Here is a 16470-nt window from a genome sequence, read left to right as displayed (position 1 = left end):
ACACCCTTTCTAATTATTATGAAATATTTAAAAGTAATACGTTATCAAAACCTGGTTTTATTAGCACTAATGCAATTAATTTTGCGTTTTGGTTTTTTGAACGAACAAAATTGCGATTTAGCATTAACTAATTTTCAGTACATTTTATTGGTAGTGACAACACTTTTGATTGCTGCAGGTGGCTATGTTATCAATGATATTTTTGACCAAGATACCGATGCCATTAACAAACCCGAAAAAGTAATTGTAGGAAAAAGTATAAAAGAAAGTGAAGCATACAATCTGTACGCTGGACTAACGATTACAGGAGTAATGATAGGTTTTTATCTCTCAAATGTGATTGACAAACCTAATTTTGCAGCATTCTTCATATTAATAGCAGCAAGTTTATATTTTTATGCAACAACATTAAAACAAATGCCAGTAATAGGTAATTTAATAGTAGCTTTGATACTTGCTTCAAGCGTGATAATCATTGGTGTTTTTGATATTTTTCCAGTAACTAATGCCGAAAATCAACGCCAAATGGGACAAGTTTTTAGCATACTACTGGATTATGCCGCTTTTGCTTTCTTATTGCATCTGATTAGAGAAATGGTTAAAGATTTAGAAGATATAGAGGGAGATTACCATCAAGGAATGGGTACGTTGGCTATTCGTTTAGGCATTTCAAAAACTATCAAAGTAGTCGCTTTATTGAGTCTTCTTCCTATCGGGTTATTTCTCAATTATATGTATCACTATTTTGTTTTAAACGATTTACAACTCATCACTATTTACAGTTTGGTTTTTATTATTGCTCCTTTTTTATATTGCACTATAAAAATTACGACTGCAAAAACAAAAACCGAATTCCATCACATAAGTACCGTTCTTAAATGGATTGTATTTTTTGGAATTTTTATATTGCCTATTCTTAATTATAATATACAACAAAATGCTTAAATCAAAATTGTCCGCTTATTCAATTATATTGGCTTCTGGTTCTCCAAGAAGGCAACAATTTTTTAAAGACTTAGATTTGGATTTTGAAATTCGGCTCAAAGAAGTAGAAGAAATTTTTCCAGAAACACTAAAAGCTGAAGAAATAACAAATTACCTATCTATACTGAAGGCCAATGCGTTTGAGGACGAATTACAAGATAACGACCTTCTGATTACAAGTGACACAATTGTTTGGCACAAAAATTGTCCATTAGGAAAACCGAAAGATGCACAAGAGGCCTTTGAAATTTTGAAGTCGTTATCAAACAACACACACGAGGTCATCACTTCGGTATGTTTCAAAACAAAAAACAAAACAGAAGTCATTTCGGAGACCACGAAAGTCACATTTAATGCATTGAGTGACGAAGCAATTCAATATTATTTAGACAATTACCAACCTTTTGATAAGGCGGGAGCCTATGGAATTCAAGAGTGGATTGGATTTATTGGGGTATCAAAAATAGAAGGGTCATATACTAACGTAATGGGAATGCCAACCGATAAAGTATTTGACTATCTAAACAAACTTTAAGTTGAAAATTATGGACTTTTTTAATCAATATCTTAAGGAAGAAATTAGTACAGGAATACTTTTACTCCTTGTTTTTCTAGCTCGAACGTTGATTGCAAAACTAATAAGAAAGTATGCAAAAACGAGCGAAATAATTGAGAGAAGAACTAACTTGGTCATCAAGTACATTAATATATTGATTAATATTTTAGCGGTTATTACCTTAATATTAATTTGGGGAGTACAACCCAAAGATATTTTTATTACCATTTCATCAGTAGCAACAGTTATTGGTGTCGCTATGTTTGCACAATGGTCTATTTTGAGCAATATCACTGCGGGAATTATTTTGTTCTTTTCGTTTCCTTTCAAAATTGGTGATATTATTTTAATACACGACAAAGAATACCTCGTTGAGGGAGAAATTGAAGATATTGGTGCTTTTCACGTAACTATCCGGTCCAAAGAAGGTGAAATGGTTATTTATCCCAATAATTTATTTTTCCAAAAAGGAATTTCAATCGTAAAAAAGAGTTCCTCCGATACCAATAATGAATTTACAGATTAAATTATAATGAATATTAACCAAATCTAAATACAATGAAAGCAATTAAATTATTTATTATTGGAATCTTACTCTTTGGAGCAACTGCTACCAAAGCTCAGGTTTCAATTAACGTTAATATTGGTACACCACCGGCCTGGGGCCCTGTGGGTTATGACAACGTAGCTTATTATTTTTTACCTGATATCCAAATTTATTTTGATATTCGCAAAGGAGAATACATTTATTTTGGTAACGGACGATGGATACGTTCACACAGATTGCCAAGCTATTGTAGGAACTATGATTTGTATCGCGGATATAAAGTGCCTTTAACCAATTATAGAGGAAACACTCCTTATGTATATTACAATGCTCACAAAGTAAAGTATTACAAAGGATACAAAGGAAAACCTCAAAAAGCAAGAGGACATTACAAAGAGGAACATCGTTATGAAGAGCGTCATGACAATCGCCGTGATGACCATAATGATAGAGGTCACGGAAAACATCAAGATAAAGAAAATCACGGAAGAGGAAGAGATTAAGATTTCTTCCTATTTAAACTACTATAAAAACAGTACAGACTATGCTTAAGAAAAGAAATTTTGCTTTACTAGTTGTACTGTTTTTTTCATTTCAGTTGAGTTATTCGCAACAAGAAAAACCAAAAGCGGATAGTGCCAAAATTTACAAAAACATCCAACAATTTTCTGAAAAGAAAAAAGCTACTAGTTTTTTGCATCGCTTAATTTTTAGACCCATAAAACCAAAGCTACCCAAAAAAAAGGTTAGCAAAATAAATTATAGTCCGTATCAAGACAAAATAATTAGAAGCATTACAATAACTACTCTTGACCCTTTTGGAAAAAGCGTACAAAATATCGACACAACCACCTCTCAAAAGGTTCTAAATACTGCTGAGGAATGGGGCAACAAATTACACTTAAAATCCAAAGACTATACTATCCGCAAGGTATTGCTTATCAACGAAAATGAACCACTAGATTCCTTAATGGTTAAAGAAAGTATGCGTTTGATTCGAACACAACGCTTTGTCAACAGTGTGGCAATACATATGGAAATTGTAACCGAAAATCCTGAGTTTGTAGATATTTTTATTCAAGTTTTGGATTCTTGGAGTTTAATTCCAAATGCTTCTTTCAGCAATACTGAAACAACCCTAAAACTTAGAGAGCGTAACTTTCTCGGTCAAGGTCACGAAATTCGGGGGGAATATACCAATCGTTTCAAAGATGGTCAAAACGGTCATTTGTTGCAATACACGGTAAATAATTTCCGAAAAACGTTCATCAAATTACAAGCAACCAATCAAAAAGAGGTATCAAGCAATTACAACAGGAGCTTAGAAGCTTCTAGATTATTTGTTTCTCCTTTGACCAAATTGGGAGGCGGTATACTTTACGAGCAACGTTTCATACAAGATACTTTGGCTGATAAAAATGGTATTTTTGCACAACAACGCTTCAAATACAATACTGATGATTATTGGCTTGGACATGCTTTTTCGCTGGATAACGACAATTCAGAAAAAAGTAAAATCACCAACTTGATTGTGGCTGGGCGTTTTCTGAACATCAATTTTTTAGAAAATCCTCTTGTAGCTTATGACAGCATTGGATTTTATACAGACGAAAAATTACTGCTAACAAGTGTTGGTATCAATGCAAGAAACTTTATCCAAGAACGCTATTTATTCAACAACGGAATTATAGAAGATGTACCTATTGGAAAAGCCTACAGTTTGACCACGGGATATCAAAGAAAAAATCATATTGGGCAGTTGTATGTAGGCTCAAGAGCTTCGTTTGGAAATTACTATCGTTGGGGATTCTTTAGCTTAAATGCCGAATGGGGAGCTTTTTTTCAGAATTCCAAAACATCTCAATCAGCATTCACATTTCAAGCCAATTACTTTACCAAATTATACGAAATTGGCGATTGGAAAATCAGACAGTTCTTAAAACAACGAGTCGTCATAGGTAGCCACCGATTGGCGTCAACTGGAGACCAAATCACTTTAAATGGTGAAAATGGAATTCCCGGATTCAACAATGCCTTGTATGGAACCAAAAAGATGGTTTTTAGTGCGCAAACACAAAGTTATTCCCCTTGGAATCTCTGGGGTTTTCGTTTGAATCCGTTTTTTAATTATACCATTGGAGTCATCGGAAATGATAAAAAAACAAACTTGAAGAATCAAACCTACTCTAGTATTGGATTGGGTTTTATCATTAATAACGACTATTTGGTATTTAGCTCCTTTCAGTTGTCGTTTGCTTACTATCCAACTACTTTTGGTCCTGATGATAAAAACCTAAGAACGAATGCTTTTGAAACCGGTGATTTTGGCTTACTTGATTTTGAGTTGAATAAACCTCGAACAGTAATTTACAAGTAAAGAATAATCCGTTGGGTGAAACTCAACTAAAGTAAAAATATAACCACATAGAATCATAGATATAAGTAAAATTGTTAAAGAATGAATAGAAATAGCTTTATTTCACACATAGTATAGCTATGTGAATAGTAAAATGTCTATTTTTTCTTTAATGAAACTATAAATTCTATGTTTCTATGTGGTAAAAATAATTTCACCTAACAGGTTAAATAAAAATCATTTTATAATTTGCTTTAACCACTCAAACAAAGAAAAATATACTTGTTCCCGAACCTGAAGGGGTGACAAAATCAAATCATGCATTCCGCCTTCTATTTCTATGATAGTACGTTTTGGAGCAACAATCCTCTCTGCTCCTGCTTTAATATCTTTTACATTCAAAATGGCATCTCCTTCAAAAAAAGAAGCATTCCAATCATTGCTATAAATCGATTGGTGAGAATGCATCACCAAAATAGGTCGGGTGAGAATTACTCCATTTTTAATTTTTTTATGCCCTTGATGTATTGCACTAATCCAACCTGCATTTAAAGCAGGAACCAAATGCGGTTTCCAAGCCAAATTGTAATCCCATTCTCCTTTCTTTTCACCATGCAGGCTATGACCATACCATTCTGATATTTTTCCAGGAAGTAACACATCTGGAAAATACTTTCCAAAAAGCGCTACCAGAGGAACTAGCAAGCGCTTTTGATAGCCAGGCATATTCATATCATAAAAAGGACTATTACAAAAAATAGCGTCAAATTTTTCATTACCAACTCGTTCTGAAGCATACAAGGTAACCAATAAACCACCTGTTGAATGGCCCGATAACAAAACTTGTTCATTGCCTTCTTGTCGCATTATAGCTAAAGCTTCATCCAAATCGGTAAAATATTCTGTTAAGCTACGCATGTTATTAATCTTTTGATGGTGCAAAGTAGAACGTCCGTATTTACGCAAATCAACAGCATAAAAATGAAATCCTTTTTCATTAAATTTTTGAGCCATCTCCGACTGAAAGAAATAATCATTAAAACCATGTACATATAACACCGCTTTGTTGCTCGGCATACTGCACTGTTTTCTGATTACAGTTGCAACGACTTTACCTTCATAATCATCGGGTTGGTTAATAGTCGCAAACTCAAATCCGTTTCCTAAATAATCTGATTGATACAATATTGTTTTCATAGCATAAATAAGAAGTGACTCTAAAGTAGTGATATTATCAGTAAAAATAGTAATGCGTGGTGTAAAATCATAAATAATCAGCATTAACAAAAATTAACAAAAATTACCAGCTCTTAATTACTATTTTTGAATCGTATCAATAACAAAAAAATTCTATGCAGCAGTCAATAGTTAAAACGGCATTCCTTTTATTACTATCCACTACCCTAGCTTTTGCACAAAAACCTACAAAACCTAACTCGGTTGAAATTTACAACCAAATTCAAAAACTCAATTTTCTGGGTTCCGTACTCTATGTAGCGGCTCATCCAGATGATGAAAATACCCGATTGATTTCCTATTTAGCGAATGAAACCAAAGCCAGAACTGCTTATTTGTCGCTAACTCGAGGCGATGGTGGGCAAAATCTAATTGGTGCACAACTGCGCGAACTACTTGGAGTTATTCGTACTCAAGAACTTATCGAAGCACGAAAAATTGATGGCGGAGAGCAACTTTTTTCTAGAGCCAATGATTTTGGATTTTCTAAAAACCCTACCGAAACCTTGACGATTTGGGACAAAGAAAAAGTCCTAGCCGATGTAGTTTGGGCGATTCGTAAATTCCAACCCGATGTAATCATTAACCGTTTTGACCATCGTTCTCCAGGAACTACTCACGGACATCACACTGCTTCTGCAATGTTGAGTGTGGAGAGTTTTAATTTGACCAACAATCCTTCAGTTTATCCTGAACAGCTTAAATACCTTCAACCTTGGCAAGCCAAACGCCAGTTTTTCAATACCTCTTGGTGGTTTTATGGCTCACAAGAAAAATTTAATGCCGCGGACAAAACCAATCTAATTGCAATGCAAACTGGGGTTTATTACCCAAACATTGGAAAATCCAATCAAGAAATTGCCGCATTGAGCAGAAGTTCCCATCAATCACAAGGATTTGGAAGCACAGGAACTCGTGGTGAAGAAACGGAATATTTAGAGTTTTTAAATGGTGAAAGAGTCCCTGCTAATGGTTCTCTTTTTGATGGAATTGATACGAGCTGGAATCGTGTCAAAGGAGGAAAAGCCATTGGAGAACTTCTAAATTTGATTAGCAAAGAATTTAATCATAACAACCCTGCGGCTAGCATTCCAAAACTAGTCAAAGCCTACCAAATGATGTTACAGTTAGACGAAAATCATTGGTCGAAACAAAAAGCAACCGAAACCAAAAAAATAATTGCAGCCTGCGCTGGATTATACTTAGAAGCCGTTGCTCCAACGCAAGAAACGACACCTGGAAGTAGTTTAAAATTAAAGATAGAAGCCATCAATCGTTCTGCAATTCCGATGGTTTTAAAAAGTGTGACTACATTGCCCAACCAAATCTCAACGGTACAGAATGCAACTTTACAACCTAACAAACTGCTCAACTTTGCCCTTGATTTGCAACTACCAGAAACCATAGCCTACACACAACCGTATTGGTTGGCTGAAGAAGCTACTGTGGGAATGTACACTGTGAGTAATCCAACTGAAATTGGACTACCCGAAAAAGAAAGAGATGCAAAAGTCGTGTTTACTGTAAGCATTGAAGGTGTTGAAATTCCCTTTGAACGTACAGTAGTTTACAAATACAATGATGATGTAAAAGGAGAAATGTACAATTTCTTGGATATCGTTCCAGAAGCCACATCAACCTTTACCGAAAAAGTTTTGTTGTTTACCAATGAAAAAAGCAAAACCGTTGGTGTGAAAGTCAAAGCTGGTAAAGATGCAATAAAAGGAATCGTTCAATTGGATTTAGGAAAAGATTGGAAAATAAATCCCGCTTTTATCGAAGTAAATTTGGATAAAAAAGGGAACGAAAAAACCGTCTATTTTACCGTAACCCCACCTAAAAACAATCAAGAACTGGTAGCCAAAAGCATTATTGTTATTGGAGACAAACAATTGAACAAAAGCCAAATCAATATCGACTTTAATCATATCACTAAACAACAAGTTCTTAAAAATGCCGAGGCTAAGTTCTTGCGTGTAGATTTAAAAACCAATAATGAAAAAATCGCCTACATTATGGGCGCTGGCGATGAGGTTCCAGCGAGCTTAGAGCAAATGGGCTATCAAGTCACTATTTTGAAACCCGAAGAAATTACTCCAGAGCGTTTGGCTACGTTTGATGTGGTGATGACAGGAGTTCGAGCCTACAATACCGTTCAAGCTCTGGCCAACAAACAATCGCTTTTATTTGATTTTGTAAAAGAGGGTAAAACAATGATTGTTCAGTACAACACGACCGATGATTTAGTGACCACCAACCTTGCGCCTTATCCGCTAAAAGTTTCTCGTGACCGAGTAACGGAAGAAGATGCCGAAGTTCGTTTCTTGGCTCCTAATCATCCGATTTTGAATTATCCTAATAAGATTACAGCCAATGATTTCAAAGGCTGGAAACAAGAACAAGGATTGTACTATCCTAATACGTTTGATGCTGCCTTCACTCCTATCTTATCCTCTAATGACAAAGGCGAAACTTCAAAAAACGGGGCTTTATTAGTAGCACCTTACGGAAAAGGCAACTATATTTACACTGGATTAAGCTTTTTTAGAGAACTACCCGAAGGCGTTCTTGGTGCTTTTAAATTGATGGCCAATACCATTTCTGTAAAATCAGAAACCAAAATGCCTGCTCCAAAAATTAACAACTAACCCCGTACTATGGAACCCAATAAAGAAAAAATTTGGAAAAAGGACTACACCTATGTATTGGTGGCCAATATTGTCTACATATTGATTTTTTGTCTCATTATGAAATTATACGCCTAGCTTATGCAAATATTTGATTGGATTATTTTATTGACCACCCTTTTATTCATTGTCATTTATGGCGTTTGGAAAACCAAAGGAAGTAAAAACGTTGAAGATTTCATTTTGGGTAATAACGAAACGCCTTGGCACGTAGTTGGTCTTTCTGTGATGGCAACTCAAGCCAGTGCAATCACATTTTTATCCACTCCTGGGCAAGCGTATCACGATGGTATGGGTTTCGTACAATTCTATTTTGGATTACCCATTGCAATGGTATTAATATGTGCTACCTTCATTCCTATTTATCACAAATACAAAGTCTATACAGCCTACGAGTATTTAGAAAAAAGGTTTGATTTAAAAACACGTTCCTTAGCTGCGGTTTTATTCTTAGTACAACGCGGATTAGGTACAGGATTAACCATCTATGCACCTGCTATTATTTTATCGGCTATATTGGGTTGGAATTTGACCTATATGAACATTTTCATCGGAATTTCGGTGATTATTTATACTTTTTCTGGAGGAACCAAAGCCGTAAACGTGACGCAAAAACAACAGATGTTTGTCATTATGTTGGGAATGTTCAGTACTTTTTTCCTGATTTTACATTATTTACCCAACGATATGACTTTCTCTAGTGCCTTGCACATAGCAGGAGCCAATGACAAAATGAATATTGTAGATTTCTCTTTTGACCCAGAACAAAAATATACGTTTTGGAGTGGAATTACGGGAGGCTTTTTCTTGGCTTTAGCTTATTTTGGAACGGACCAATCGCAAGTAGGACGGTATTTGTCTGGAAAGTCGGTTCGAGAAAGTCAGATGGGGTTGATTATGAATGGGCTTCTCAAGGTACCAATGCAATTCTTTATCTTATTGACTGGTGTTATGGTTTTTGTCTTTTTTCAATTCAATCCTGTTCCGCTTAACTTCAATCCGAATAACAAAACGGTGATTGAAAATTCGAAATACAAAAAGGAATATCAAGCCTTAGAAAACAAACTTAATGCCTTATCAGAAGACAAAAAAGTTATCAATTTATTGTATATCGACCAATTGAATCAGGATTATGACAATCCTACACTACGCAAGGAATTGGTAGCTTTATCAAACAAAGAAAAAGATTTACGCGACCGCGCCAAAGATATTATTACCAAAGCCGACCCCGATAGCGAGACCAATGATAAAGATTATGTCTTTTTCCATTTTGTGCTCAACTATCTTCCCAAAGGTTTAATTGGTTTGTTATTAGCGGTTATTCTTTCGGCGGCTATGTCTTCAACTGCTTCTGGATTGAGTGCTTTGGCTTCAACCACAGCAATTGATATTTACAAACGTAATCTGAAGACCGAAAAATCTGAGACACATTATTTGAATGCTACGAAGTTTTTTACTTTGATGTGGGGAGTAATTGCTATTCTATTTGCTTGTATTGGAACATTATTCGAGAACTTAATACAGTTGGTTAACATCATTGGTTCTATATTTTACGGTACTGTATTAGGGATATTCTTAGTTGGTTTTTATATCAAAAAAGTACAATCACAAGCCGTGTTTTATAGTGCAGTAATCAGTCAAATTACCATATTTATCATTTACTATTTTGCGATTTTCATCTATCCGAGTGGTGAAGAAAAATTAGGGTATTTGTGGTTGAATTTTATTGGTGCATTACTAACTATTGTTCTATCTATTGTGATTCAAATGCTAGTACCAAAAAAAGAAATAGCCATTGAGGGTGAATAGCTAAATGATAAAAAATCATTGGAAGCTATACTTTTTATAAAACAAATTCTATACAGATGAAAGCTATCAAAAAAAAGAAACTATTGGGAATAAGCTTAGTCGTACTGTTTTTGGCTATGGCTCAAAATACTAGAGCACAAGAAAAAAAGCAAATGGTTCGGATTGCAAAAATAAAAGTGCATCCAAGACATCTTAATGCTTATAACAAAGCTTTAAAAGAGCAAATGAATGCGGCCATTAAGCTAGAATCAGGAGTACTAACTTACTATGCAGTTTCGGATAAGAATGCACCAACTAACATTACCATCTTAGAAATCTATGCTGATACAATTGCTTATCAATCTCACATTGAAACAGTTCACTTTAAAAAATATAAAACTACTGTAAAAGATATGGTACAATCGTTAGAACTCGTGGATGTTGACCTTATTGCAGCAGCAGTAAAAAATAAAAAATGAGTTTTTACACGAACTCCAAAAGCAAAAAAATCCCGTTCTTGTCATAAGAACGGGATTTTTTATAAGATAATAATTGCGAGTTATTTTTTACTCCACTCTGCAATACTGTCTTTGTTCATTTTTACGTAATCTTGATTTTTAGCTGCCTCAGCTGCTGCAAGAGATTGTTTTGCAGTTTCGATAGCACCAGCTTTGTCTCCTTGTTTCGCTTGAATCAATGATTTCAAACGCAAGAACCAAAATGGTTTTTCAGTGCTTAATTCTAAAGCTTTGTCCACATACGTTCTTGATTTTGTAATATCTCCATTAGCTTGGAATAAATATTGAGAAGCGGAAAAATAATCATTCGCTGTTGGACCAGCTAATACTTTTTCAATACTTGCTGTAGCTATTTTTTGAGTTGGTACTTCAAATTTCATTGATACTGAAGAATTTTCCCAAGCCATATCCAAATGTCCTGAATTCAAATCTAGATTATTGATTCCGATAGTGAAAGATTCTACTGCTTTTGGCAAAGCTTCTTCTTTTACAGTAGTTCTCAAAGCCACATTAGCTTCTTTGAATTCTTCTGGCAATCCCCAGTTATCAGTAGTCGTGTAGAAAATAATCTCCCAGCTTTCGATTTTTGGAATAGTGTACAAAGCATATTTTCCTTTTTTCAAGGTTTTACCATCAATCACTACATCATCTGAAAATGAAATAATAGTATTGGCATTTGCCCCAGTTCTCCATAATTTTCCAAAAGGAACTAAGTTTCCAAAAACTGGTCTTCCTTTCGCTGCAGGTCTTGAATACACCACCTCAACATCTGTCAAACCTACTGTTTGCATAATGGTCGCTTTCGGGCTTGGCGCTGGTGTTTTTACTTGTGCTTCAATCGTGAAATTAGCAATAAAAATCGCTAAAGCAATAATAATTTTTTTCATCTGTCTTAATTAAGTTAGTGGCTCAAATTTACAAATAAGATTCAAATATTTTCACAATTTAATTTTAAAAACCAAATTTTGAAACAGTTTTTGCATTCAATTCATTAAAATCGTTTATCACAATATCTGCTGTAACTAAATCTTGGTCTTTAGAATAAAAACTCTGATACCCAACACAGAAAATGCCAGCGGCATTGGCGGCTTTCACTCCATTGGTACTGTCTTCAATAACGATACAATTTTCCTTTGGAGCAGTTGATAAACTGGCTGCGTGCTCAAAAATAGCTGGATGCGGTTTGGATTGTGGAAAATCTTCTCCGCTCACAATATGAGAGAAATATTGATGCAAATTGAAACGAGTAAACACCCTATCAATCGTCACTTTTGAAGCTGATGAAGCTACGATTAACTGCATTCCGTTTTGATGCAAATCTTTAATCAAATTTTCTACGCCATCCAATAAAGTCAAATCCTCTTTGGTATCAAAAGCATCATTGAAGCGGTTGCGTTTTCCTTGAATTAAATCTTCTACTTCTTGTTGTAGACTAAACTGATTTTTCAAAAATTGAAACGTATTACGAGTCGAAAAACCAGTAAAAGAAGTATACATTTCCTCGGGAACGGTAATATTTAATTCGTCAAATAATTGGTAATAAGCATAACGATGAACAGGCTCTGTATCTACAATTACCCCATCCATATCAAAAATCACAGTTTGTATCATATTTTTTTAAGTTGCTAAGTTGCTAAGAAGCTAAGTTTCTGAGTCGATTTGTTTGTATTGAACTAATTACTAGGTTCTAAGGACTAATTCTTCAGTAAATGACGAATAACTGTTTCGGCGGCGTGCAAACCAAAAAGACCTGGCATATAACTGTTAGTTCCGTAAAAAGATTTCTTGAAATTAGAACCATCAGTCATTCGTAAGCTATTGGGGTCTTGAATTTCTGAAGAGAAAACTACTTTCAATTTGTTGATTTTCAACTCTTTTAAACGACGTCTTATGGTTTTGGAGAAGTAACAATTCATTGTTTTGGAAATGTCTGTGACTTTTACTTTTGAAGCCAACATTTTTCCTCCTGCTCCCATACTACTGATGATTTTGACTCTGTTTCTTTTGGCAGATAAAATTAAATTCAATTTTGGCGTTACGCTATCGATACAGTCCAAAACATAATCATAATCGGTAGAAACAATTTCTAAAGCGCGCTCTGGAGATAAAAATTCTTGTACTCGGGTAAGATTAAGCGCTGGATTGATGTCCATTAATCGGTCACCAACGACAGTTACTTTGGGTTGCCCAACAGTGGAATGCAAAGCTGGTAATTGACGATTGATATTGGTAATGTCTACCACGTCTCCATCGACAATGGTCATATTCCCTACGCCTGCTCTTGCCAAAAACTCGGCAGCAAACGAGCCTACTCCTCCTAGCCCCACCACTAGTACATTGGCGTTTTGTAATTTTTGTAATCCTTCGGCTTTAAATAAAAGCTCGGCTCTTTCTGTCCACTCTGCCATATTCTTTGTTTAAAGTTATTCTTTGTTATTTGATTATTTTATAAACATTTGAGTCATTTTAGTTTTTGCTACTTATTATTTTAAGCACAATGAAAGTGCATAAAAGTTAAACTTTCAATGACTGATATGTTTCTTTCTTTTTATTTGAATCTATTTTTATTTTTTTAAATGTTTCCAAAAAATCACCAATCTTCCCTCCTAGCCCCGGTAGGAGCGGCATCCTTTGCTTTTTTTCTTTAAAAAAGCAAAGATATAGCGGATAACGGGACTTTGCTGGCTAAAATGCCTATTTTTCTGCTCCTAAAAACTCATTTTATTCTAAAATCAATCGAGAGTTAGCCCAAAAACTCGCTTTATGTTTCCGTTGATTTGTTGCTGTATGGCTTCAACGGTTGTGTTTTTGTACTGGGCGGCCAAAGCGTAGACTTCTTCGATTCCGTTTTCGATGGTATCGGTTTCTAGAAAGAACTGATTGTCTGGCACTTTTTGAAAAACGCTTGCCAAGGCTGGATTTTGAACCAAATACTTCCCAAAAGACAGATAAAATCCGTTATTGAGTAACGATTGTGCCACGGTTTCGTTCTTTGAGAATCCGTGAATGAGTAGCGGAACGCTGATTTTTAGCTTTTTACTACAAGCAATTACCTCCTGATACGCCGCCACACAATGAATCACCACGGGTTTGTTATACTTTTGCGCCAGATGCAATTGTTGTTCAAAAACGGATTGTTGTAGCTCCAACGGAATGGCAATTCGCTTGTCTAAACCGCACTCGCCCAAGGCCAAACAATTGGGGTCTTGGAGTTGTTGCTCAATGATTTCTAAATCGCTTGCTATCCGTTCCTCCACAATATACCAAGGATGAATGCCTATGGAATAATAGGGAAAAGAGTTCTCGAACTCGTTAGGATACTGATTGACCAACTCGATTCGGTTGGGATTTTGGGTGGCTTCGTGCGTATGTAAATTGAAATACTTCATTTAGTCGTGAAACTTTTTTACTCCTGCATTTATGGCTACTGGCACATCATTTTCAAGCGGTACTATGGGGCAAGAATACTTGTGATTGTATGCGCAGTAGGGATTGTAAGCCGTATTGAAATCGATAAAAATGGTTTCAGTTGTTGGGATTTTCAAATCGATGTAACGTCCGCCGATGTAACTTTCTTTACCGCAAGTCAGGTCAGAAAAAGGCAAAAACAAGTAGTCTACATATTCTTTCTTTTTAGAAAGTTCGATGTTTTGATAAATATTTAGCACTAAATCTTTCCCATCGATTGTGAAATGCGCTTCTCCGAATTTAATATACAAGGGTTTTCTTGTCGTAGAGGTTTTCATTTCGAACACTTTTTCATTAGGCGTACGAACGAAACGAGCTTCAATTTGCAAGTTGGGATTGTAAGGAAAAAAATCCAAGCTTTTGAAAACGGCTAAATCCTCTTTGAGCAAAGGACTTTTTTCAGGGGAAGCATATTCTGCATTGAGTTCTTTTTGGAATTTTTCAACGGCTTCGCTACCTTTTTGAGCTTGTCCGAAAGTCCAATTACAAAAAATAATCATCAATACAAGAAGTACATTTTTCATTTTTAATTCGTTTTTGGCAAAAATAACTTAAAGTTAGCAGTCAGCAAAGTGCTTCCAAACAAAGTTACTACCTTTGGCAAAACGAAAAAAAAGATGCTGACCACTGCCATTCAACGCTATTTTGACAATTACCGAGGCTTTTCGAGAGAAATTTGGATACTTACTTTAATGACTTTTATCAATCGAGCTGGAACGATGGTGTTGCCTTTTTTGTCCAAATACTTGAAAGAAGACCTTGGTTTTTCGTTTGGGCAAGTCGGTTGGATTATGGTATGTTTTGGTTTAGGCTCTATGCTCGGTTCTTGGCTAGGTGGAAAACTATCTGACAAGATTGGTTTTTACAAAATAATGATTTTCAGTTTATTTACTACTGGAGTGTTGTTTTTCTTCGTTCAATATGTCACTTCCTTTTGGGGATTGTGCTTCAGTATGTTTTTTATTATGTCCATAGCCGATATGTTTCGACCCGCGATGTTTGTTTCGTTAGGTACTTATGCCAAACCAGAAAACAGAACGAGAGCCTTGACATTAGTGCGATTGGCCGTAAACCTTGGATTTGCAGCTGGTCCAGCGCTGGGAGGTTTAATCATTATGGGGATGGGTTATCAAGGATTGTTTTGGGTAGATGGTACTTCTTGTATTATTTCTATTTTGATTTTTGCCCTTTTGGTAAAGGAAAAGAAAAGCACTATCGACAAAGAAAAACTGAAAGAAATCAATGCTACAAGAATATCTGTATTTAAAGACACTGTTTTTTGGATTTTCTTGTTTGTGTGTTTCATTACGGCGGTGTTATTTTTTCAACTATTTACAACTTTGCCTTTGTACCATAAAGAACAATTTGGATTGACTGAATTTCAAAGCGGTTTGCTATTGTCGTTGAACGGATTGATTATCTTTTTCCTAGAAATGCCTATCGTAAGTGCGTCACAACGCAAAAATGTGAACAAACTCAAAATCATTCTTTGGGGCTGTGTTTGTATGTCATTTAGTTTCCTAGCATTGTTGTTCAATTTTTGGGTTGGCTTTTTAGTGATTAGTTTATTGTTTATCACTTTTGGAGAAATGTTCATTTTTCCTTTTTCGAATTCTTTTGCTTTGAGCCGAGCTCCCAAGGGACACGAAGGGCGTTATATGGCACTTTTTACGATGAGTTTTAGTTTGGCGCATATCGTTAGTTCCAAAACTGGAATGGATATCATCAGTCGATTTGGCTACCAAAACAATTGGATTTTTATGGCTTTCTTGGGTGCGGTATCCATTTTTGGTTGTGTTTGGGTAATGCGATTGGTTAAAAAAGAAAACCAATAACTACCTATTTTACTGCATTTTGCGATAGTAAATTTTTAACTAACTTAAAATTTAGTTAAATAACTATATTTTTAGTTTGTCAACTACAAAAATAGTTGTAGGTTTGTTTTATCATTAAATCAAACCTAATCAAGATGCAAAAATTAACCAACAAGGAAGAAGAAATTATGCACATTTTATGGAAGCTTAAAAAAGCTTTTGTAAAAGAAATTCAAGCAGAAATCACAGAAGAACAACCCCACTACAACACCCTTTCTACCATTGTCAGAAATCTAGAAGAGAAAGGATATGTGTCGCACAACGCTTTTGGAAATACGCATCAATATTTCCCTGTCGTTAAGATTGAAGACTATCGCAAGAAATTTATGTCGAATGCCATAGAGACATTTTTTGGTAGTTCATATAAGAATATGGTTTCGCAATTTGCGAAAGAAGAAAAAATATCTGCTGAAGAGTTGCGAGAAATATTAGCGATGATTGAACAAAAATAAGCGT

General features: G+C 35.2%; 16 protein-coding genes. 10 read left to right on the top strand and 6 right to left on the bottom strand.

The features are described 5' to 3' along the window. Positions 1-18: 18 nt before the first annotated feature. The 5 genes from FLAVO9AF_RS04620 to FLAVO9AF_RS04600 are packed head-to-tail and all read left to right on the top strand — an operon-like array spanning position 19 to position 4464. A complete protein-coding gene (locus tag FLAVO9AF_RS04620; RefSeq protein ID WP_159685048.1) occupies positions 19-945 on the top strand; it encodes a geranylgeranylglycerol-phosphate geranylgeranyltransferase in 927 nt (308 codons plus the stop codon). Next, on the top strand, positions 938-1519 hold the full coding sequence (locus FLAVO9AF_RS04615) for a Maf-like protein (RefSeq protein WP_159685045.1): 582 nt from the start codon (positions 938-940) through the stop codon (positions 1517-1519). Before FLAVO9AF_RS04620 ends, FLAVO9AF_RS04615 begins: the two co-directional genes overlap by 8 nt. 10 nt (positions 1520-1529) lie before the next feature. Further along, entirely contained in the window at positions 1530-2066 is a 537-nt protein-coding gene (locus tag FLAVO9AF_RS04610; RefSeq protein WP_159685042.1) for a mechanosensitive ion channel family protein, read from the top strand. 32 nt (positions 2067-2098) lie between these two features. Beyond that, positions 2099-2590: a hypothetical protein gene (locus FLAVO9AF_RS04605; RefSeq protein ID WP_159685039.1), complete on the top strand. Its 492-nt coding sequence runs from the start codon at positions 2099-2101 to the stop codon at positions 2588-2590. A 41-nt stretch (positions 2591-2631) separates the two neighbouring features. Continuing rightward, positions 2632-4464, top strand: a complete 1833-nt coding sequence (locus FLAVO9AF_RS04600; RefSeq protein ID WP_236552272.1) for a hypothetical protein — start codon at positions 2632-2634, stop codon at positions 4462-4464. A gap of 216 nt (positions 4465-4680) precedes the next feature. Here the strand turns inward: FLAVO9AF_RS04600 and FLAVO9AF_RS04595 are convergent, their stop codons facing one another. Then, positions 4681-5724 carry an alpha/beta hydrolase gene (locus tag FLAVO9AF_RS04595; protein WP_201296277.1) on the bottom strand — a complete coding sequence of 348 codons (1044 nt, stop codon included), beginning with the start codon at positions 5722-5724 and terminating at the stop codon, positions 4681-4683. A gap of 71 nt (positions 5725-5795) precedes the next feature. On the opposite strand from FLAVO9AF_RS04595, the gene FLAVO9AF_RS04590 reads away from it, so the two are divergent. The 3 genes from FLAVO9AF_RS04590 to FLAVO9AF_RS04580 all read left to right on the top strand — a co-directional run bounded on the left by FLAVO9AF_RS04590 (position 5796) and on the right by FLAVO9AF_RS04580 (position 10633). Further along, positions 5796-8327, top strand: a complete 2532-nt coding sequence (locus FLAVO9AF_RS04590; protein WP_159685036.1) for a PIG-L family deacetylase — start codon at positions 5796-5798, stop codon at positions 8325-8327. 120 nt (positions 8328-8447) lie between these two features. Continuing rightward, positions 8448-10175 (top strand): sodium:solute symporter, encoded by a 1728-nt coding sequence (locus FLAVO9AF_RS04585; protein ID WP_159685033.1) that lies wholly within the window; start codon positions 8448-8450, stop codon positions 10173-10175. Positions 10176-10231: 56 nt separating this feature from the next. Further along, positions 10232-10633, top strand: coding sequence for a putative quinol monooxygenase (locus FLAVO9AF_RS04580; protein ID WP_159685030.1), 402 nt, complete (start codon positions 10232-10234; stop codon positions 10631-10633). A gap of 80 nt (positions 10634-10713) precedes the next feature. Here the strand turns inward: FLAVO9AF_RS04580 and FLAVO9AF_RS04575 are convergent, their stop codons facing one another. From FLAVO9AF_RS04575 to FLAVO9AF_RS04555, 5 genes are all read right to left on the bottom strand, one after another. Beyond that, complete coding sequence (locus FLAVO9AF_RS04575) at positions 10714-11559, bottom strand: DUF2911 domain-containing protein (RefSeq protein WP_159685027.1); 846 nt, start codon at positions 11557-11559, stop codon at positions 10714-10716. Positions 11560-11623: 64 nt separating this feature from the next. Beyond that, complete coding sequence (locus FLAVO9AF_RS04570; protein WP_159685024.1) at positions 11624-12283, bottom strand: HAD family phosphatase; 660 nt, start codon at positions 12281-12283, stop codon at positions 11624-11626. Between the two features lie 83 nt (positions 12284-12366). Next, positions 12367-13080, bottom strand: coding sequence for a ThiF family adenylyltransferase (locus tag FLAVO9AF_RS04565; protein WP_159685021.1), 714 nt, complete (start codon positions 13078-13080; stop codon positions 12367-12369). 324 nt (positions 13081-13404) lie between these two features. Continuing rightward, entirely contained in the window at positions 13405-14061 is a 657-nt protein-coding gene (locus tag FLAVO9AF_RS04560) for a TatD family hydrolase (protein WP_159685018.1), read from the bottom strand. Then, entirely contained in the window at positions 14062-14664 is a 603-nt protein-coding gene (locus FLAVO9AF_RS04555; protein ID WP_159685015.1) for a DUF1684 domain-containing protein, read from the bottom strand. It abuts the gene before it with no gap. A gap of 93 nt (positions 14665-14757) precedes the next feature. Between FLAVO9AF_RS04555 and FLAVO9AF_RS04550 the strand changes: the two genes are divergently transcribed. Beyond that, positions 14758-15975, top strand: a complete 1218-nt coding sequence (locus FLAVO9AF_RS04550; RefSeq protein ID WP_159685012.1) for an MFS transporter — start codon at positions 14758-14760, stop codon at positions 15973-15975. A 134-nt stretch (positions 15976-16109) separates the two neighbouring features. Continuing rightward, positions 16110-16466 carry a BlaI/MecI/CopY family transcriptional regulator gene (locus tag FLAVO9AF_RS04545; protein WP_024982158.1) on the top strand — a complete coding sequence of 119 codons (357 nt, stop codon included), beginning with the start codon at positions 16110-16112 and terminating at the stop codon, positions 16464-16466. Positions 16467-16470 lie beyond the last annotated feature (4 nt).

The sequence above is a fragment of the Flavobacterium sp. 9R genome, assembly GCF_902506345.1.
Taxonomy (GTDB): domain Bacteria; phylum Bacteroidota; class Bacteroidia; order Flavobacteriales; family Flavobacteriaceae; genus Flavobacterium.
This window is presented reverse-complemented; position numbering and strand designations above follow the sequence as displayed.